Annotated in this window: 24 protein-coding genes and 1 tRNA gene; 12 read left to right on the top strand and 13 right to left on the bottom strand. The window is 36.9% G+C overall.

Annotated features, from left to right (window positions below; translation table 11 throughout):
* Nucleotides 1–7 precede the first annotated feature (7 nt).
* The 3 genes from CRYPD_RS00760 to CRYPD_RS00750 all read right to left on the bottom strand — a co-directional run bounded on the left by CRYPD_RS00760 (nucleotide 8) and on the right by CRYPD_RS00750 (nucleotide 1,735).
* Nucleotides 8–685, bottom strand: coding sequence for an SCO family protein (locus CRYPD_RS00760; protein WP_138145663.1), 678 nt, complete (start codon nucleotides 683–685; stop codon nucleotides 8–10).
* A 70-nt stretch (nucleotides 686–755) separates the two neighbouring features.
* Nucleotides 756–1,256, bottom strand: a complete 501-nt coding sequence (locus CRYPD_RS00755) for a copper chaperone PCu(A)C (RefSeq protein WP_138145662.1) — start codon at nucleotides 1,254–1,256, stop codon at nucleotides 756–758.
* A 98-nt stretch (nucleotides 1,257–1,354) separates the two neighbouring features.
* Nucleotides 1,355–1,735, bottom strand: a complete 381-nt coding sequence (locus tag CRYPD_RS00750) for a hypothetical protein (RefSeq protein ID WP_138145661.1) — start codon at nucleotides 1,733–1,735, stop codon at nucleotides 1,355–1,357.
* Between the two features lie 32 nt (nucleotides 1,736–1,767).
* Here CRYPD_RS00750 and CRYPD_RS00745 point away from each other — a divergent pair, with 32 nt between their 5' ends.
* From CRYPD_RS00745 to CRYPD_RS00710, 8 genes are all read left to right on the top strand, one after another.
* On the top strand, nucleotides 1,768–2,685 hold the full coding sequence (locus CRYPD_RS00745) for a PhoH family protein (protein WP_138145660.1): 918 nt from the start codon (nucleotides 1,768–1,770) through the stop codon (nucleotides 2,683–2,685).
* Between the two features lie 152 nt (nucleotides 2,686–2,837).
* A complete protein-coding gene (locus CRYPD_RS00740; RefSeq protein WP_138145659.1) occupies nucleotides 2,838–3,155 on the top strand; it encodes a hypothetical protein in 318 nt (105 codons plus the stop codon).
* A complete protein-coding gene (gene mnmA, locus CRYPD_RS00735; protein WP_138145658.1) occupies nucleotides 3,152–4,219 on the top strand; it encodes a tRNA 2-thiouridine(34) synthase MnmA in 1,068 nt (355 codons plus the stop codon). Before CRYPD_RS00740 ends, mnmA begins: the two co-directional genes overlap by 4 nt.
* A 12-nt stretch (nucleotides 4,220–4,231) precedes the next feature.
* Nucleotides 4,232–4,837: a high frequency lysogenization protein HflD gene (gene hflD, locus CRYPD_RS00730; RefSeq protein WP_138145657.1), complete on the top strand. Its 606-nt coding sequence runs from the start codon at nucleotides 4,232–4,234 to the stop codon at nucleotides 4,835–4,837.
* A 50-nt stretch (nucleotides 4,838–4,887) separates the two neighbouring features.
* Nucleotides 4,888–5,148, top strand: a complete 261-nt coding sequence (gene rpsT, locus CRYPD_RS00725) for a 30S ribosomal protein S20 (RefSeq protein ID WP_138145656.1) — start codon at nucleotides 4,888–4,890, stop codon at nucleotides 5,146–5,148.
* 188 nt (nucleotides 5,149–5,336) lie between these two features.
* Nucleotides 5,337–5,735: a DUF2141 domain-containing protein gene (locus CRYPD_RS00720; protein ID WP_138145655.1), complete on the top strand. Its 399-nt coding sequence runs from the start codon at nucleotides 5,337–5,339 to the stop codon at nucleotides 5,733–5,735.
* Between the two features lie 15 nt (nucleotides 5,736–5,750).
* A complete protein-coding gene (locus CRYPD_RS00715) occupies nucleotides 5,751–6,221 on the top strand; it encodes a DUF2269 family protein (RefSeq protein WP_138121242.1) in 471 nt (156 codons plus the stop codon).
* Nucleotides 6,222–6,381: 160 nt separating this feature from the next.
* Nucleotides 6,382–6,600: a transposase gene (locus CRYPD_RS00710; RefSeq protein WP_138145654.1), complete on the top strand. Its 219-nt coding sequence runs from the start codon at nucleotides 6,382–6,384 to the stop codon at nucleotides 6,598–6,600.
* Between the two features lie 229 nt (nucleotides 6,601–6,829).
* On the opposite strand, the gene CRYPD_RS00705 is transcribed toward CRYPD_RS00710, so the two are convergent.
* Together CRYPD_RS00705 and apbC are read right to left on the bottom strand one after the other, a co-directional pair.
* Nucleotides 6,830–7,252 carry a hypothetical protein gene (locus CRYPD_RS00705; protein WP_138145653.1) on the bottom strand — a complete coding sequence of 141 codons (423 nt, stop codon included), beginning with the start codon at nucleotides 7,250–7,252 and terminating at the stop codon, nucleotides 6,830–6,832.
* 11 nt (nucleotides 7,253–7,263) lie between these two features.
* Nucleotides 7,264–8,346: an iron-sulfur cluster carrier protein ApbC gene (gene apbC / locus CRYPD_RS00700; RefSeq protein WP_138145652.1), complete on the bottom strand. Its 1,083-nt coding sequence runs from the start codon at nucleotides 8,344–8,346 to the stop codon at nucleotides 7,264–7,266.
* 69 nt (nucleotides 8,347–8,415) lie between these two features.
* Here apbC and metG point away from each other — a divergent pair, with 69 nt between their 5' ends.
* From metG to CRYPD_RS00685, 3 genes are all read left to right on the top strand, one after another.
* Nucleotides 8,416–10,419: a methionine--tRNA ligase gene (gene metG / locus CRYPD_RS00695; protein WP_138145651.1), complete on the top strand. Its 2,004-nt coding sequence runs from the start codon at nucleotides 8,416–8,418 to the stop codon at nucleotides 10,417–10,419.
* 14 nt (nucleotides 10,420–10,433) lie between these two features.
* Nucleotides 10,434–10,521: transfer RNA gene (locus tag CRYPD_RS00690), tRNA-Ser, on the top strand.
* 93 nt (nucleotides 10,522–10,614) lie between these two features.
* The gene (locus tag CRYPD_RS00685; protein ID WP_212743988.1) at nucleotides 10,615–10,875 is read left to right on the top strand and encodes an SAM-dependent DNA methyltransferase; all 261 of its coding nucleotides are present in this window, start codon (nucleotides 10,615–10,617) and stop codon (nucleotides 10,873–10,875) included.
* Here CRYPD_RS00685 and CRYPD_RS07790 read toward each other — a convergent pair.
* Complete coding sequence (locus CRYPD_RS07790) at nucleotides 10,855–11,004, bottom strand: hypothetical protein (protein WP_171004259.1); 150 nt, start codon at nucleotides 11,002–11,004, stop codon at nucleotides 10,855–10,857. The genes CRYPD_RS00685 and CRYPD_RS07790 overlap by 21 nt on opposite strands.
* Before the next feature lie 4 nt (nucleotides 11,005–11,008).
* Between CRYPD_RS07790 and CRYPD_RS00680 the strand changes: the two genes are divergently transcribed.
* Complete coding sequence (locus tag CRYPD_RS00680) at nucleotides 11,009–11,296, top strand: DNA methyltransferase family protein (protein WP_212743987.1); 288 nt, start codon at nucleotides 11,009–11,011, stop codon at nucleotides 11,294–11,296.
* A gap of 221 nt (nucleotides 11,297–11,517) precedes the next feature.
* On the opposite strand, the gene CRYPD_RS00675 is transcribed toward CRYPD_RS00680, so the two are convergent.
* From CRYPD_RS00675 to CRYPD_RS08415, 7 genes are all read right to left on the bottom strand, one after another.
* Nucleotides 11,518–12,003: a mobile mystery protein B gene (locus CRYPD_RS00675; protein WP_244610218.1), complete on the bottom strand. Its 486-nt coding sequence runs from the start codon at nucleotides 12,001–12,003 to the stop codon at nucleotides 11,518–11,520.
* Nucleotides 11,967–12,155, bottom strand: a complete 189-nt coding sequence (locus CRYPD_RS00670; RefSeq protein WP_138145648.1) for a hypothetical protein — start codon at nucleotides 12,153–12,155, stop codon at nucleotides 11,967–11,969. Before CRYPD_RS00670 ends, CRYPD_RS00675 begins: the two co-directional genes overlap by 37 nt.
* 2 nt (nucleotides 12,156–12,157) lie before the next feature.
* On the bottom strand, nucleotides 12,158–12,379 hold the full coding sequence (locus tag CRYPD_RS00665) for a hypothetical protein (protein WP_138145647.1): 222 nt from the start codon (nucleotides 12,377–12,379) through the stop codon (nucleotides 12,158–12,160).
* Nucleotides 12,380–12,411: 32 nt separating this feature from the next.
* Nucleotides 12,412–12,606: a hypothetical protein gene (locus CRYPD_RS00660; RefSeq protein WP_138145646.1), complete on the bottom strand. Its 195-nt coding sequence runs from the start codon at nucleotides 12,604–12,606 to the stop codon at nucleotides 12,412–12,414.
* Complete coding sequence (locus CRYPD_RS07785; protein WP_171004258.1) at nucleotides 12,585–12,737, bottom strand: hypothetical protein; 153 nt, start codon at nucleotides 12,735–12,737, stop codon at nucleotides 12,585–12,587. Before CRYPD_RS07785 ends, CRYPD_RS00660 begins: the two co-directional genes overlap by 22 nt.
* Nucleotides 12,738–12,739: 2 nt before the next feature.
* Nucleotides 12,740–12,955, bottom strand: a complete 216-nt coding sequence (locus tag CRYPD_RS00655) for a hypothetical protein (protein ID WP_138145645.1) — start codon at nucleotides 12,953–12,955, stop codon at nucleotides 12,740–12,742.
* A 402-nt stretch (nucleotides 12,956–13,357) separates the two neighbouring features.
* The gene (locus tag CRYPD_RS08415; protein WP_425290258.1) at nucleotides 13,358–13,504 is read right to left on the bottom strand and encodes a transposase; all 147 of its coding nucleotides are present in this window, start codon (nucleotides 13,502–13,504) and stop codon (nucleotides 13,358–13,360) included.
* Between the last annotated feature and the right edge of the window lie 10 nt (nucleotides 13,505–13,514).

The raw sequence follows: 13,514 nt of genomic DNA, 5'->3' as shown, positions 1-13,514 counted from the left end.
GAGGCACTTAATAATCCATCATGAGTTTAATATCCTGTACCATAGCACTGGGTTTATGTGGCGATGGAAAGCCAGCAAAAATCTCACCCTCAGGATTGATTAGATAAATCCAAGCAGTGTGATTGATGATATACCCCTTTTCAAGCGCATCTTTTGGTAATTCATCACTGGCTTTTAAGATAACTGGCTTGCCTTTTTCGTCGTAAATAACCCGTTCGTAATAAGCACCAAAAGGCTTAATAAGTCGGTCAATTTGCGCTTGGTCACCAGACACACCGATAAAATCTTTATCAAAATGAGTGATATATTCCTTCATTACCTCAGGCGTGTCTCTAAGCGAATCAAAAGTAATGACCACAACACTTGGCATACTTGCTGTTTTGTCCTCCTCCATTAGGTTCTTTAAGCGTGACATATCAAACAACTCGGTTGGGCAAATATCAGGGCAATGCGTATACATAAACAACAGCAATGACCAGCCCTCCTTTAAGTGTGTATTATCAAATAATTGACGATTATGATCAAGTAAAGAAAATTCAGGTAGGGGTTTGTCTGGATTGTGTAGGATGTAAGAAACTTTTAGTTGTTTTTTTAATGCCTGATAGTCCTTGCCAGCAGTTGCAAAATAAAACGCCGCAATCGCTAATGCAACCACACCAATGCTACTAAGTAATTTATTATTCATCATATCTCCTTAAATATATAGATTTTTTGCCTTCATAATTATATAAAGACCTTGTTTAAATGTTTTTTTACTAGTGCGTCATATAATGGCGATTGCCCATTATTTTCTTCATTTTCCTGACTGGAGCATGCACGGTTTTTGATAAGCCATTATCAAATACCAAGTCAATCATCACCGTACCGCCCTCGCGTGGCACTGACTCAGGGGCAATCAACATAATATGCCAACTGCCTGGCTTTAAAGTTAATTTTCCATGAGCTGGAATAGGCATAAAATCTTGCTTAATCATTTTCATCATGCCATCTTCATACTGAGTTTTGTGTAATTCAAGTCGCCTGTAGCCTTTGCTATCTGCAGATAACAATTTAACAGTCTGATTAGAATTATTATGAATTTCCATAAATGCACCCAACATAGGTGTATTAGGTGGTGCTGAGCGCACCCATGGATTGTTTATCACAATCTTCTCAGCTATGGTTTGGTTCGTGCGATGATGCTCTATTGCAATGGCGCTATTTAGCGTTATTAGCGTAATAGCCGCCAACACAAGTTTTTTTGCTTTATTAAACATAGTGTTTTCCTTTTTTAAGAATTTAAGTTGTTGCTCTGTCTCCAAATTAGAAACAGACTACTTTACACCTTTGCAAGCACAAAGATTTTGTTATGACATTAACTTAAAATAGGTGGCGCACGAATGGCTAAAAACTTTAATAAAACCTCTGATTGAAGGGTATTTTGAACAGTAGTAAAACTGTTGGTATATTCATTTGAAAAATTAAAATAATGCTCTACATTGGTATTTATAACATCTAATGCGCCCATATTTAACAAACAATATGGGCAACTTAAATCAGCGGAATTGGTGTCGTGTTGTTCATTATCTGCATTAACCCAAATCTGCTTATAGCCCTGCATTGTGCAAACGGTAAGATACTTGCCACCTTGTTCAGAGCCAAGTGTTAAGGCAAAAACCGTTGAAGAAAGCAACTGAAACAGGGATACAAATATCACTGCATAAATAATCTTTGCTCTATTTTTATTAAAACTCATACGCTACATTTTACCTATAAAATATACCGAATATGAATCTTACTCTTGAAATTAGCAGCTCAGAACAATTAGCCAGCATTTGTGGATCGTTTGACAGGCATTTAGAAACCATTGCCAAAAGCCTAGAGGTTGAAATCAGCAACAAAGGCGAAGATTTTGTTATCCAAGGCGATAACCAGCATATTGCTGCCAGAGTATTGCAAGGTTTAGCAACACTCGGCAATAGCCAAACCATTGAAATCCACGATGTGGAAATGGCAATCAAGGCGTGTTCTCATACGGATTTGCCAGAGCAGATGGTTAATATTAAAACCAAACGCAAGTTCATTCATATTAGAAGTAAAAATCAGCAAAAATACGCCCTAGATATTCAAAAAAAAGATTGCACCTTTGGTATTGGTCCTGCTGGTACGGGAAAAACCTACCTCGCTGTGGCACGCGCTGTTGAGGCGTTAGAGCGTTCTGATGTACGCAGAATTGTTTTGGTTCGTCCTGCCGTTGAAGCGGGAGAAAAGTTAGGGTTTTTGCCTGGTGATATGAATGAAAAAGTCGACCCTTACTTACGCCCTATTTACGATGCTTTGTATGAAATGCTAGGCTTCGATAAAGTAGAAAAATTACTCAATAAAAACATCATCGAAGTCGCCCCACTTGCCTTTATGCGTGGTCGCACTTTAAATGAATCATTTATTATTTTAGACGAAGCACAAAACACCACCATCCCCCAAATGAAAATGTTTTTAACCCGCTTAGGCTTTGGTTCAAAAATGGTCATCACAGGCGATGTAACGCAAATCGACTTAGCCAATCCAAAGCAATCTGGACTCATTCACGTCGCCAAAGTATTAGCACACGAAGATAAAATTTCTTTTTGCTATTTCGAAACCAAAGATGTGGTACGCCACAATCTCGTGCAACGCATCGTTTCTGCCTACGAAAAATTTAAATAGAGGTCTTGAGTTATCATTAAACTGCATTCGTTAGTTGTAATATAATTACTTCTTTGATATAATTTCTCTTAAGTTGAATGACTAGAAGTATCTTCAGTCTATAAAAATTTAACTTTTAAGTGGTTATTATTAATTTTAAATGCCCAATGTTGATGAAGTCAACATTGGGCATTTTAAAAAACGCCAACCAATTTATGATCAAAAAAAAATCATTTCAAGAAATATTTAACCTTTACTTCCATGGTAAACACTCTTTTGAAGAGTTTATTAAGCTGCCACTGCCTCATGGAGAAAGGTTTAATTTTTTTCAAAAGGTTGTAATCCCTAAGCCCGATCCAAAAGGCAGAGGTGTCTATGAGAAAATGAAAGAAAAGTATTCAGAAGATGAAATCTTTGAATTTGTGACTAAGATCGATAAAGCGGGTGTTGATAAATTCAAGTTAGACTTACAAAACTTTATCAACCAATGAAAATAATTATCGGACTATCAGGCGGAGTGGATTCTTCTGTGGCGGCTCATATTCTTCTTGAGCAAGGTTTTGAGGTTGAGGCTTTGTTTATGAAAAACTGGGAAGAGGATGACAAGGATGGACATTGCACGGCAGAGCAAGATTTATCTGATGCGAAAAAGGTGGCTGATAAGTTGGGGATAAAATTACATACGGTTAATTTTTCGGCGGATTATTGGGAGGATGTATTTGCGCATTTTTTGCAAGAACATAAACAAGGTCGCACGCCTAATCCTGATGTATTGTGTAATCAAAAGATAAAATTCAGGGCATTTTTAGATCACGCACTGGCACTAGGTGCAGACAAAATTGCCACAGGGCATTATGCTCGTATTGAAGAGCAAAATGGCGTTTATCAACTCAAAACAGGGCTGGACGACAATAAAGACCAGAGTTACTTTCTACACCTTTTAAACCAGCAGCAACTGTCAAAAAGTCTGTTTCCCTTAGGTGAAATCAACAAAGACGAGGTAAGGAAAATTGCCGCAGAGAATGGCTTTATCACTGCCGATAAAAAAGACTCCACGGGTATTTGTTTTATTGGTGAGCGCAATTTTTCTGAGTTTTTGCAAACTTATTTACCCAAACAACAAGGGGATATTGTTGATGAAAATGGGCAATTTATCAAACACCATCAAGGTTTGGCTTTCTACACCATTGGTCAGCGTAAAGGCTTGGAAATCGGTGGTGGCTTTGGCACATCAGGCGAGCCTTGGTTTGTGGCTGATAAACGACTGGATAGCAATGAATTAGTCGTGGTGCAGGGCGATAATCCGCTGCTTTACCACCAATCTTTAAATGCCTCAAATCCACATTGGATTACACCACCACCAATATTCCCATTAAAATGTAGTGCTAAAATACGCTACCGCCAAGCATCACAAAACTGCACAATTAGCGAGAAAAATGGAGAGATTGAAGTTAATTTTGAACAACCACAACGCGCCATTACACCCGGACAATCAGTGGTTTTTTATGCACAAGACGCTTGTCTGGGTGGTGCTATTATAGAAACTAGGAATTAATACTACAAAAAAATGAACAACCTAAAACAACGCACTCTAGCACTTGCCTCCCTACTACAAAGCGCAACTCTGGTTGACCAATTAGCACGCACGGGCGTTTGCGATAGCAAAGGCGACGAAGTTAGCCTAAAAAGTATTGTTACCAACAGTACCAATATTGAGGACATATTTCACTCGCCAAAAGACTTATCTGTTGGGCTTAATTCGCTCAAAATCGCCTTTAGTAAAAAAACAAAAAACATACAAAATATTATTTTTTATTCTTTGGCGTTGATAAATCTTGAAAAGAAACTCATGAAAAATAAAAAACTTTTATCACAAATATTGAGTGAAATTGAATACATTAAACAACAAGAGTTTTTTGAAATCTCTCATACCAACTCATTAGCGCGTTTAGCCGAATTATACAAATCAACTTTGGGTGAACTAAACCCCACTATTATGGTCAGTGGCGAGCAAATTTATCTGTCTAATAAGCACACTGCCAACCACATTAGAGCGTTATTACTGGCAGGTATTCGTGCAGTATCTTTGTGGAAATCACAAGGTGGTAAAGTCTGGCATTTGTTGTTTAATAAAAAACAAGCACTTAAATTAATAAACACTATGGACTTTTAACGCTTTAGACTTTATAATTACGCCTTTTTATTCATTTCATAATTTATACAATGGCTAATTCAGCAGGCTCTAAGAAGCGCGCAAGACAAGCAGTTAAACGCAACAAACACAATTCTCAAATTCGTGCCAAAGTTCGTACCTTTATCAAGAAAGTCGCCTACGCTTTAGCAGATGGCAACAAAAAAGACGCACAAGGCGGTTTTGCTAAAATGCAAAAAGAGATTGACCAAGCAGTTAGCAAAGGCTTAATGAACAAAAACCAAGCAGCCAGAAAAAAATCTCGCCTCAACGCACAGATTAAAGCACTATAAACCAATATCATATTTTCCACAATAAAGCCCTCTTTTTAGGACTTTATTTGTTAGTGGCAAGTGGTTAATTGTTGTGCTTAGTAGGTTTTTATTTTGCGTTAAGTGGATTTTTGATGATTATTCATATTTATACAAAGATCTCATAATAGTGGCAATGATAAATAGTTAGTATTATCAACAGGAGTACTATGAAGTACATAATTTATTATTTTTCACTCATTTTATTAAGTACAAATACTATTGCCGATTCGCTAAAGATTAACATTCATGGCATTACTTTAAATCAGGGCAATATTCGTATTGGTATTTTTAATCGCCAAGAATTTCCAAATGGAAATCAGTTTGAAGGCGTTATTGTTAATAGTGATAAAAATAAACTTAGTAAAACTTTACAAATTCTATCTGGAAGTTACGCCATAGCAATTTTCCAAGACACGAATAACAACAAAGTATTAGATAAAAATTTCTTTGGCATACCAATAGAAAAATACGGCTTTAGTGGTGCAGATGTTTTTGGAGAGCCTACTTTTGATGAGGCAAAAATTATAATTAATGGCGACCAAACAATATCAATTAAAATAGACTAAAAAAAGGATAAAACAATGAATACTTATTTATTATTAAAAAGTTTACACATACTTGGCGTGGTTTTATTTCTTGGCAATATTATTATCACTGGCTGGTGGAAAGTAATGGCTGATCGCACAAAAAACAAACACATCATTGCTTTCGCTCAACGCCAAGTAACACTTACTGACTATGTTTTCACTCTAGGTGGTGTTTTACTTGTTTTAGTTACAGGGATAGGTAATACAATGCTACACGAACTAGACTATTTCATGATAAAGTGGCTGGCTTGGGGATACTGGTTGTTTGTAGCATCTGGTATTATTTGGGTGGCAATATTACTGCCAGTACAAATTAAACAAGCAAGAATAGCTAAACAATTTTCTGAAGAAGAGCCGATACCAAAACAATATTGGAAATTAGGGAAGTTATGGATAGTTTTTGGCGTATTAGCAACTTTGTTGCCATTGGCTAATTTATATTGGATGGTATTTAAGCCAATATAATCCTACCAGCCGACTGCTAACGCAGTAGGTAAATTCAAGCGTTAACACTAAAAGAAAAAGAAATAATGAGGACAGGCTAAAACTCCTCCCCCCACTTGACTGGACACAAAATTAATAGTTTACGCATTATTTTTTCTGTATCAATAATCTTTTTTGAGGTTTGAAGCAAAGCCCCAACTTGGACTTGTTCCAAGTCCTAGAACGCACTTTTGGCTTGCTAAGACTTCATCACGGTTTAGGCAAGGCAAGATACCTTGGACTAGAGAGAAACAAAACCAGAGTACAACTGATTGCCATGAGTCATAACCTTAAAACTGGCATGAATATTTTTAAAGAAATGCAGCGATTAAAAAGCCTAAGGGATTATTACATCCAGTGAGTAAAAAAGGCTAAAAAGAGAGAAATAAGGCTAAAAAAATCAGACAAACAAGGTGTTTTTTAGATTTCTATGGAAAAATACGGAAATTTTGAGCTATTTTTTTTGAAAAATTGCAAGGGTTGAAAATAGGATGGGGAATTATGAATTATGTAAAGGTCTCCTAAGGACATAAAACCAACAAAATGCTAATTTTTTACAATGAAAACACTCATTGAATACTTCAAGTTTTTCACAGTTTAAAATATTTAGAAATAAACCCTTTCTTTTTAGGTGGAAGATAAAATCTTTTTATTATATCAATTGGTTTTATTTTAGATAACAACCATTGTGGTATTAGTGGATTTTCACTGCTGCCACAAGATTTTCCTAGATTGTTTGGGTGAAATATTTTCACAAAATCAGGGTTGTTTAAGTTGTTAGTATAAACAATACCACAATACCTTTCTTGGTGCTCACTTTTAATAACCTTCTTAATGTTATTGATAGCATCAAGAAAATCGTTAGCATTAACAACTGTTTTTGGCGCAACTTTTGAGGTATTGTATAGATACCAGTCGTTTGGATTGTTGCTAAGTTTTTCAAACAATGCGTGACAATCCTCCCATTGCATAATACCAATAAAGCGACCTTGAAAGTGTGCTAAATAGTCCATGCTAAACGAGTTTACTCAATAGTAATACTTGGAAATGCACTCAGTGCTTTGTCTTGTTGAGTGAGTTTGGCGGATATTTTCTTGGCAATTTCTTTGTAGATTTGTGCCACTTTTCCATCTGGGTTTTTGACCACAGTTGGTGTGCCTTCATCAACATCTGTTCTAATGTCTATTTCTAAAGGTAGCGCGCCTAAGAAATTGACATTAGCGTCTTTGGCCATTGTTTCTCCACCACCGGTGCCAAAAATCGCCTCTTCATGACCACATTTTGAACAAATATGTAATGACATATTCTCAACAATACCTAAAATTGGAATATTAACCTTTTCAAACATTTTCAGACCTTTTTTAGCATCCAGTAGGGCGATGTCTTGCGGCGTGGTAACGATGATTGAGCCACTGACTGGAATCTTTTGTGACAGTGTGAGCTGAGTATCGCCTGTGCCAGGTGGCAAGTCAATAATCATATAATCCACGCCACGCCACAAAGTGTCACGCAACATTTGCTCTAACGCTTGCGTTACCATAGGACCACGCCAAATCATTGGGTTTTCTTCATCAACCAAATAACCGATAGACATAGATTGCATACCGTGACCTAAGATAGGTAATAATTTGCCTTCGCCTGTTTGCTCAGGTTTAAGTTTGGAAACGCCTAGCATTTTGGGCTGAGAAGGTCCATAAATATCGGCATCTAAAATAGCCACTTTTGCGCCTTCTGCTTGTAGTGCAAGTGCCAAATTAACGGCAGTGGTTGATTTGCCAACGCCACCTTTGCCTGAAGCAATGGCAATGATGTTTTTAACTTCTGACAACATTTCCACGCCTTTTTGGGTGGCATATTTGGCGATTTCTGTTTTAATATCAACTTCTACATTACTAATACCTGCCTCTGAGAGTGCCGTGGTTATTGCGTCAGATAGGGTTTGATGGTAGCTTTGTGCTGGATAACTTAATACAATATTGATGGTAACTTTGTCTTTGTCAATCTCAATACTGTCTAATGAGTTTGAAGAAACAATATCTTGCTTGGTATAAATATCTACCACACCTTCAAGAATTTTTTCAATTTTGTCTTGAGTTAAATCTGCCATCACTTCATCCGATTAAGTAAAATGTGCTATTTTATCGTAGTTGCTTACTACTAAGCCCTTAATATTATTATGTCAAATCGTAAAATCCTTGTTACCTCGGCATTACCCTATGCCAATGGCGAAATCCATCTAGGGCATTTATTAGAATATATCCAAACCGATATTTGGGTGCGTTTTCAAAAAATGATGGGTAATGAGTGTCATTTCGTCTGTGCAGATGATGCACACGGCACGCCAATTATGCTCAAAGCCAACGAACTTGGTATTACTCCCGAAGAATTAATTCAAAGTGTGAGTGAGAGGCATCAAGCAGATTTTAGGGAATTTTCGATTGGCTTTAGTCAGTATCATTCGACCCATAGCCAAGAAAATAAGGAAATTTCTGCGGGTATTTATAACAAATTAAACGACGCTGGGTTTATTAAAAAACGCATTATCTCTCAGGCATTTGACCCTGAAAAGCAAATGTTTTTACCCGACCGTTTTATCAAAGGCGATTGCCCTAAATGTGGTGCAAGCGACCAATATGGCGATAATTGCGAAGTTTGTGGTGCAACTTATTCGCCAACTGAATTAAAAAATGCCAAATCCGCTATTTCAGGCGCAACGCCTGTAACTAAGGATTCACAGCATTATTTCTTTGATTTGCCGCAGTTTGAGACACAACTGAAAGAATGGACGAAAGCAGGGCATTTACAGGATGAAGTTAGCAACAAACTGGCAGAATGGTTTGAGCAAGGTTTACAACAATGGGATATTTCTCGTGATGCACCATATTTTGGCTTTCAAATTCCTGGGGTGAAGGGTAAATACTTTTATGTTTGGCTGGATGCGCCGATTGGTTATATGGCGAGTTTTAAAAAATTATGTATCGACACAGGACTGGATTTTGACGAATACTTTAATAAAGATTCGGCTACTGAGTTGTATCACTTTATCGGCAAAGACATTGTTTATTTTCATGCGTTGTTTTGGCCAGCAATGTTAATGGGGGCGGATTACCGCACACCAAATGCCATTTTTGCACACGGGTTTTTAACCGTTAATGGGCAGAAAATGAGTAAATCTCGTGGCACATTCATTCAAGCAAGAACTTACCTAGAGAGCTTAAACCCCGAGTATTTGCGTTATTATTACGCCTATAAGCTCTCTGCCAAGATTGATGATATTGACCTTAATTTAGAGGACTTTAAACAACGGGTAAACTCTGATTTGGTGGGTAAAGTAGTTAATATTGCCTCACGCAGTGCGGGCTTTGTGGTTAAAAAATTCAATAAAACTTTATCAGCGTATGCCGTTGAACCGCAGCTGTATCAAGAGTTTGTTGACCAAGGCGAGCAGATTTCCAAGCTTTATGAGGCACGCAATTACAATCAAGCGATGCGTAAAATTATGAAACTTGCAGACAAGGCTAATCAATACATTGACGAACATAAACCTTGGCAGTTAATTAAAGAAGAGGGCAAAAAGGCGCAAGTGCATGATGTTGCCTCTTTGGCGATTAATTTGTTTAGAGTGCTAATGACTTATCTGAAGCCAGTATTGCCAGTGATGGCAGAACAAGCTGAGGCTTTTTTAAATATTGATTCGCTAAACTGGGACGACATCAAGCACCCACTTACTAAGCATCAAATTAATAAGTTTAAGCCGCTAATGTTACGCATTGAAGATGCGCAAATTAGTCAAGTAGTTGAGAATTCTAAGCAAAGCATACAAGCAACCGAACTAGAAAAAGAAGAGGACGACAGCATGATTCAAATTGATGATTTTACTAAAATTGACCTACGCATTGCCAAAATTGTAAAGGCACAAGCCGTTGATGGTGCGGATAAACTTTTGCAACTTACGCTGGATATTGGCGAAGAATCCACCAGAAATGTTTTTGCTGGCATTAAGGCACACTACAACCCAGAAGACCTAGAAGGGCGACTTACTGTCATGGTCGCTAACCTAGCGCCTAGAAAGATGAAATTTGGTGTCTCGGAAGGCATGGTTTTGGCTGCAAGCGATGGAAAATCTTTGCATATTTTATCCCCTGATTCTGGCGCACAAGCAGGGATGAAAATCAGTTAAAATACCCTCTTATTGGAGAGATGTCAGAGCGGTTTATTTTGCTCGCTTGGAAAGCGGGTGTACCTTGCGGTACCGAGGGTTCAAATCCCTCTCTCTCCGCCATTATTTTACACAAAAACCCTTTAAAATCAACATTTTTTAGGGTTTTTATTTTTCTAATTTAAAAATGTATACCGTATGTATACACAATATGCAGTGAATAAGGTTGAATCGTTAGAAGATGAATATATGCAAATTATCAAACCTTATGCAAAGGATGAAGTTAACGCTTTTGCTAAGTTGTTTGCTGATTTAGTGATGATGCTTGAACCCTCGCCTCACGATGTATTGGGTGATCTGTATATGGAGCTAAACCTTGGCAATAAAAATGCTGGGCAGTTTTTTACTCCAGCACATATATCTGAGCTAATGGCGCAGTTGGTTTATGGTGATCAATTAGAAGAGACCTTTGCATAAATAGGGATGATTAGCAAAATTCAATTTTTGCCAGATTGGTGATTTTATTAAACCTTGTCCTAGCAGGGCTAAGGCTGGGTTTAAAAAATTGCCAAGCGGGTGAAAAGTGGATTTTTGATGATTATTCATATTTATGCAAAGGTCTCTAGAAGATATTGAACAGCCGTTCATCACTTTGTCCGAGCCTACTTGTGGTGCTGGTGGCATGGTTTTAGCTTTTGTTAAAGTCATGATTGCTCATGGTCATAACCCTGCTCGTAAACTTTGGGTGCAGTGTACTGATATTGATAGACTTACTGCCCTGATGTGTTATGTGCAGTTGAGTTTATGGCATGTGCCAGCACAGGTTGTTGTGGGTAATTCACTAACGCTTGAAACTCGTGAGGTGTTTTATACTCCAGCCCATTATATGGGCTTGTAGGATGTACGATTAAATCTTAGAAAATCTGAGAATTTAATCACTGAACAACAGCAAGCGCAAGATGAAACTAATGAGCCAAAAATTGACGAGCTTGAACTGCCAGATGACAATATCAAAGATATTAGTAAAAGTGCAGATATTCAGCTTGGGTTTGATTTTTAGTGCTGTTGGTTTTGAAATTTAAAAACTCCCTTAGCTGGGAGTTTTTGTTATTTTTTTGATTAGTCAATACTATCAAGCAGATCTTTGGTTTCGCTTTCAGAGGCTAAACCCTCTTCAATGGCAAGTTTGGCTACTTTTCCGTATAAAGTATCGGGATTTGTTAAATTACTTTGCAATTTAATTAGTGGAGCATAATCACCATTATCAGCCTGCTTTAAAGCTCGAATATAATCACCTCTATGGACATTTTCTTTAGCAAGTAAATCTTCATTCCACTTGGTTGGTGTTAGGCTGTTTTGCTTTAGATAAATATTAGCAAGCATTCTAGACCATCTACCATTTCCATTTATAAATGGATGAATAACCACTGCCCTATGGTGTAATCTTGCTGCAATTTCAACAACATCAAAGTTTTTATTTTTATGCCAAAAATTCAGATCATCTACTAATTTTCTCAGTTCAGTGCTAACAAGGTAAGCTTTAACGCCAAAATTAAGCTCAACTGTTCTTATTTTTCCAGCCCAATTCCACACATCATCAAACATTTCTTTATGAGACCTTTGCATAAATAGGGATGATTAGCAAAATTCAATTTTTGCCAGATTGGTGATTTTCTTAAACCTTGTCCTAGCAGGGCTAAGGCTGGGTTTAAAAAATTGCCAAGCGGGTGAAAAGTGGATTTTTGATGATTATTCATATTTATGCAAAGGTCTCTTTATGTAGTTTCAAGAAAAAATCAGCATCAAAAGAGTCTGGTTTTTTATCAGGCATACCTCCTAAATAATCAAGGCTGGCTTTTAGGATATTTTGAGCCTCAAAAAAATAAATTTCATTGGCACTATAAGTTTTGTTTTTATCCAGTTTTAAACCTGATAAATCACTTTCATAAGTAGCATCGGCAATTTTAGTTTTACCATCCATTGGTCAAATATAATTAAGCGTTAAAAATTAGACTAGCTGATCCACAGGCTTTTTTGATGCTGGTGTAGAAAGCTATTTTTAGCCTGCTCTATCAATAAATTCAACTGCTCATTATCCAAACCTTGTTGTTCAAGTGATGAGGTATCTTGCACAAGAGAAACCATATAAAGAGCTTTTTCTTTGGCTCTATTTTGTTCCAACTCATTTATACTAAGAGACCTTTGCATAAATAGGGATGATTAGCAAAATTCAATTTTTGCCAGATTGGTGATTTTCTTAAACCTTGTCCTAGCAGGGCTAAGGCTGGGTTTAAAAAATTGCCAAGCGGGTGAAAAGTGGATTTTTGATGATTATTCATATTTATGCAAAGGTCTCACTAAGTATTTCATTACCAGCAAAATCAAGCCCCAATAAGTGGGTTACACTTTCTACAGTAGACATTTTTACATCTTCACCTGCTAAAAAACGAGTGATGGTTCTATTCCCAAGATTTGATAGTTTGGCGATATTGTCAATCGTTAAACCGATTTGTCTTTTTCTTTTTTGTACTCTTTTGAGTAAATCTAATCTAGTCATAATGATGTATTTTAACAAGTAATTTGTTAGTATTATGTCATAAGTGGCTAAAAAATAAAGTTTATTTTTCAAAAACTTCGGTTTTACCCAAAATATCTTTCAAATAAGTGGCTATAGGAATAATCCCAGCCCTTGTTTTGATTTGCTCATATTCACTGAGCGTAAAACGCAAACCAATAAGCTCAGATTGTTTTTCAGCCTTTGGCTTGGGTTTTCGTCAAGCTGGGCTATTTTGGCTAGTTGCTGATTTTTCTAAATTAATTAGTGTATTTTTACTTTTTTACTTTCCATACGGATACATCGTTTTTACCTGGCATAATTTTGTATCGATTAAATGATAAATGTCGTTAAATTGTTTATTCACTTCCCTGTATTGATAGTTTGTCAATCAAGAGGCTTGCATTAGTTGTGAGATTGATTTTTCTTGCTCAAAAGGTTATGACTCATGGCAATCAGTTGTACTCTGGTTTTGTTTCTCTCTAGTCCAAGGTATCTTGCCTTGCCTAAACCGTGATGAAGTTTTAGCAAGCCAAAAGTGCGTTCTACGATATAACGAATG

It is taken from the genome of Bathymodiolus heckerae thiotrophic gill symbiont (assembly GCF_900180345.1).
In the GTDB taxonomy this organism is placed as follows: Bacteria; Pseudomonadota; Gammaproteobacteria; order PS1; family Pseudothioglobaceae; genus Thiodubiliella.
Note: the sequence above shows the minus strand (reverse complement) of the source record. Positions and strands in the feature narration are given on the sequence as shown.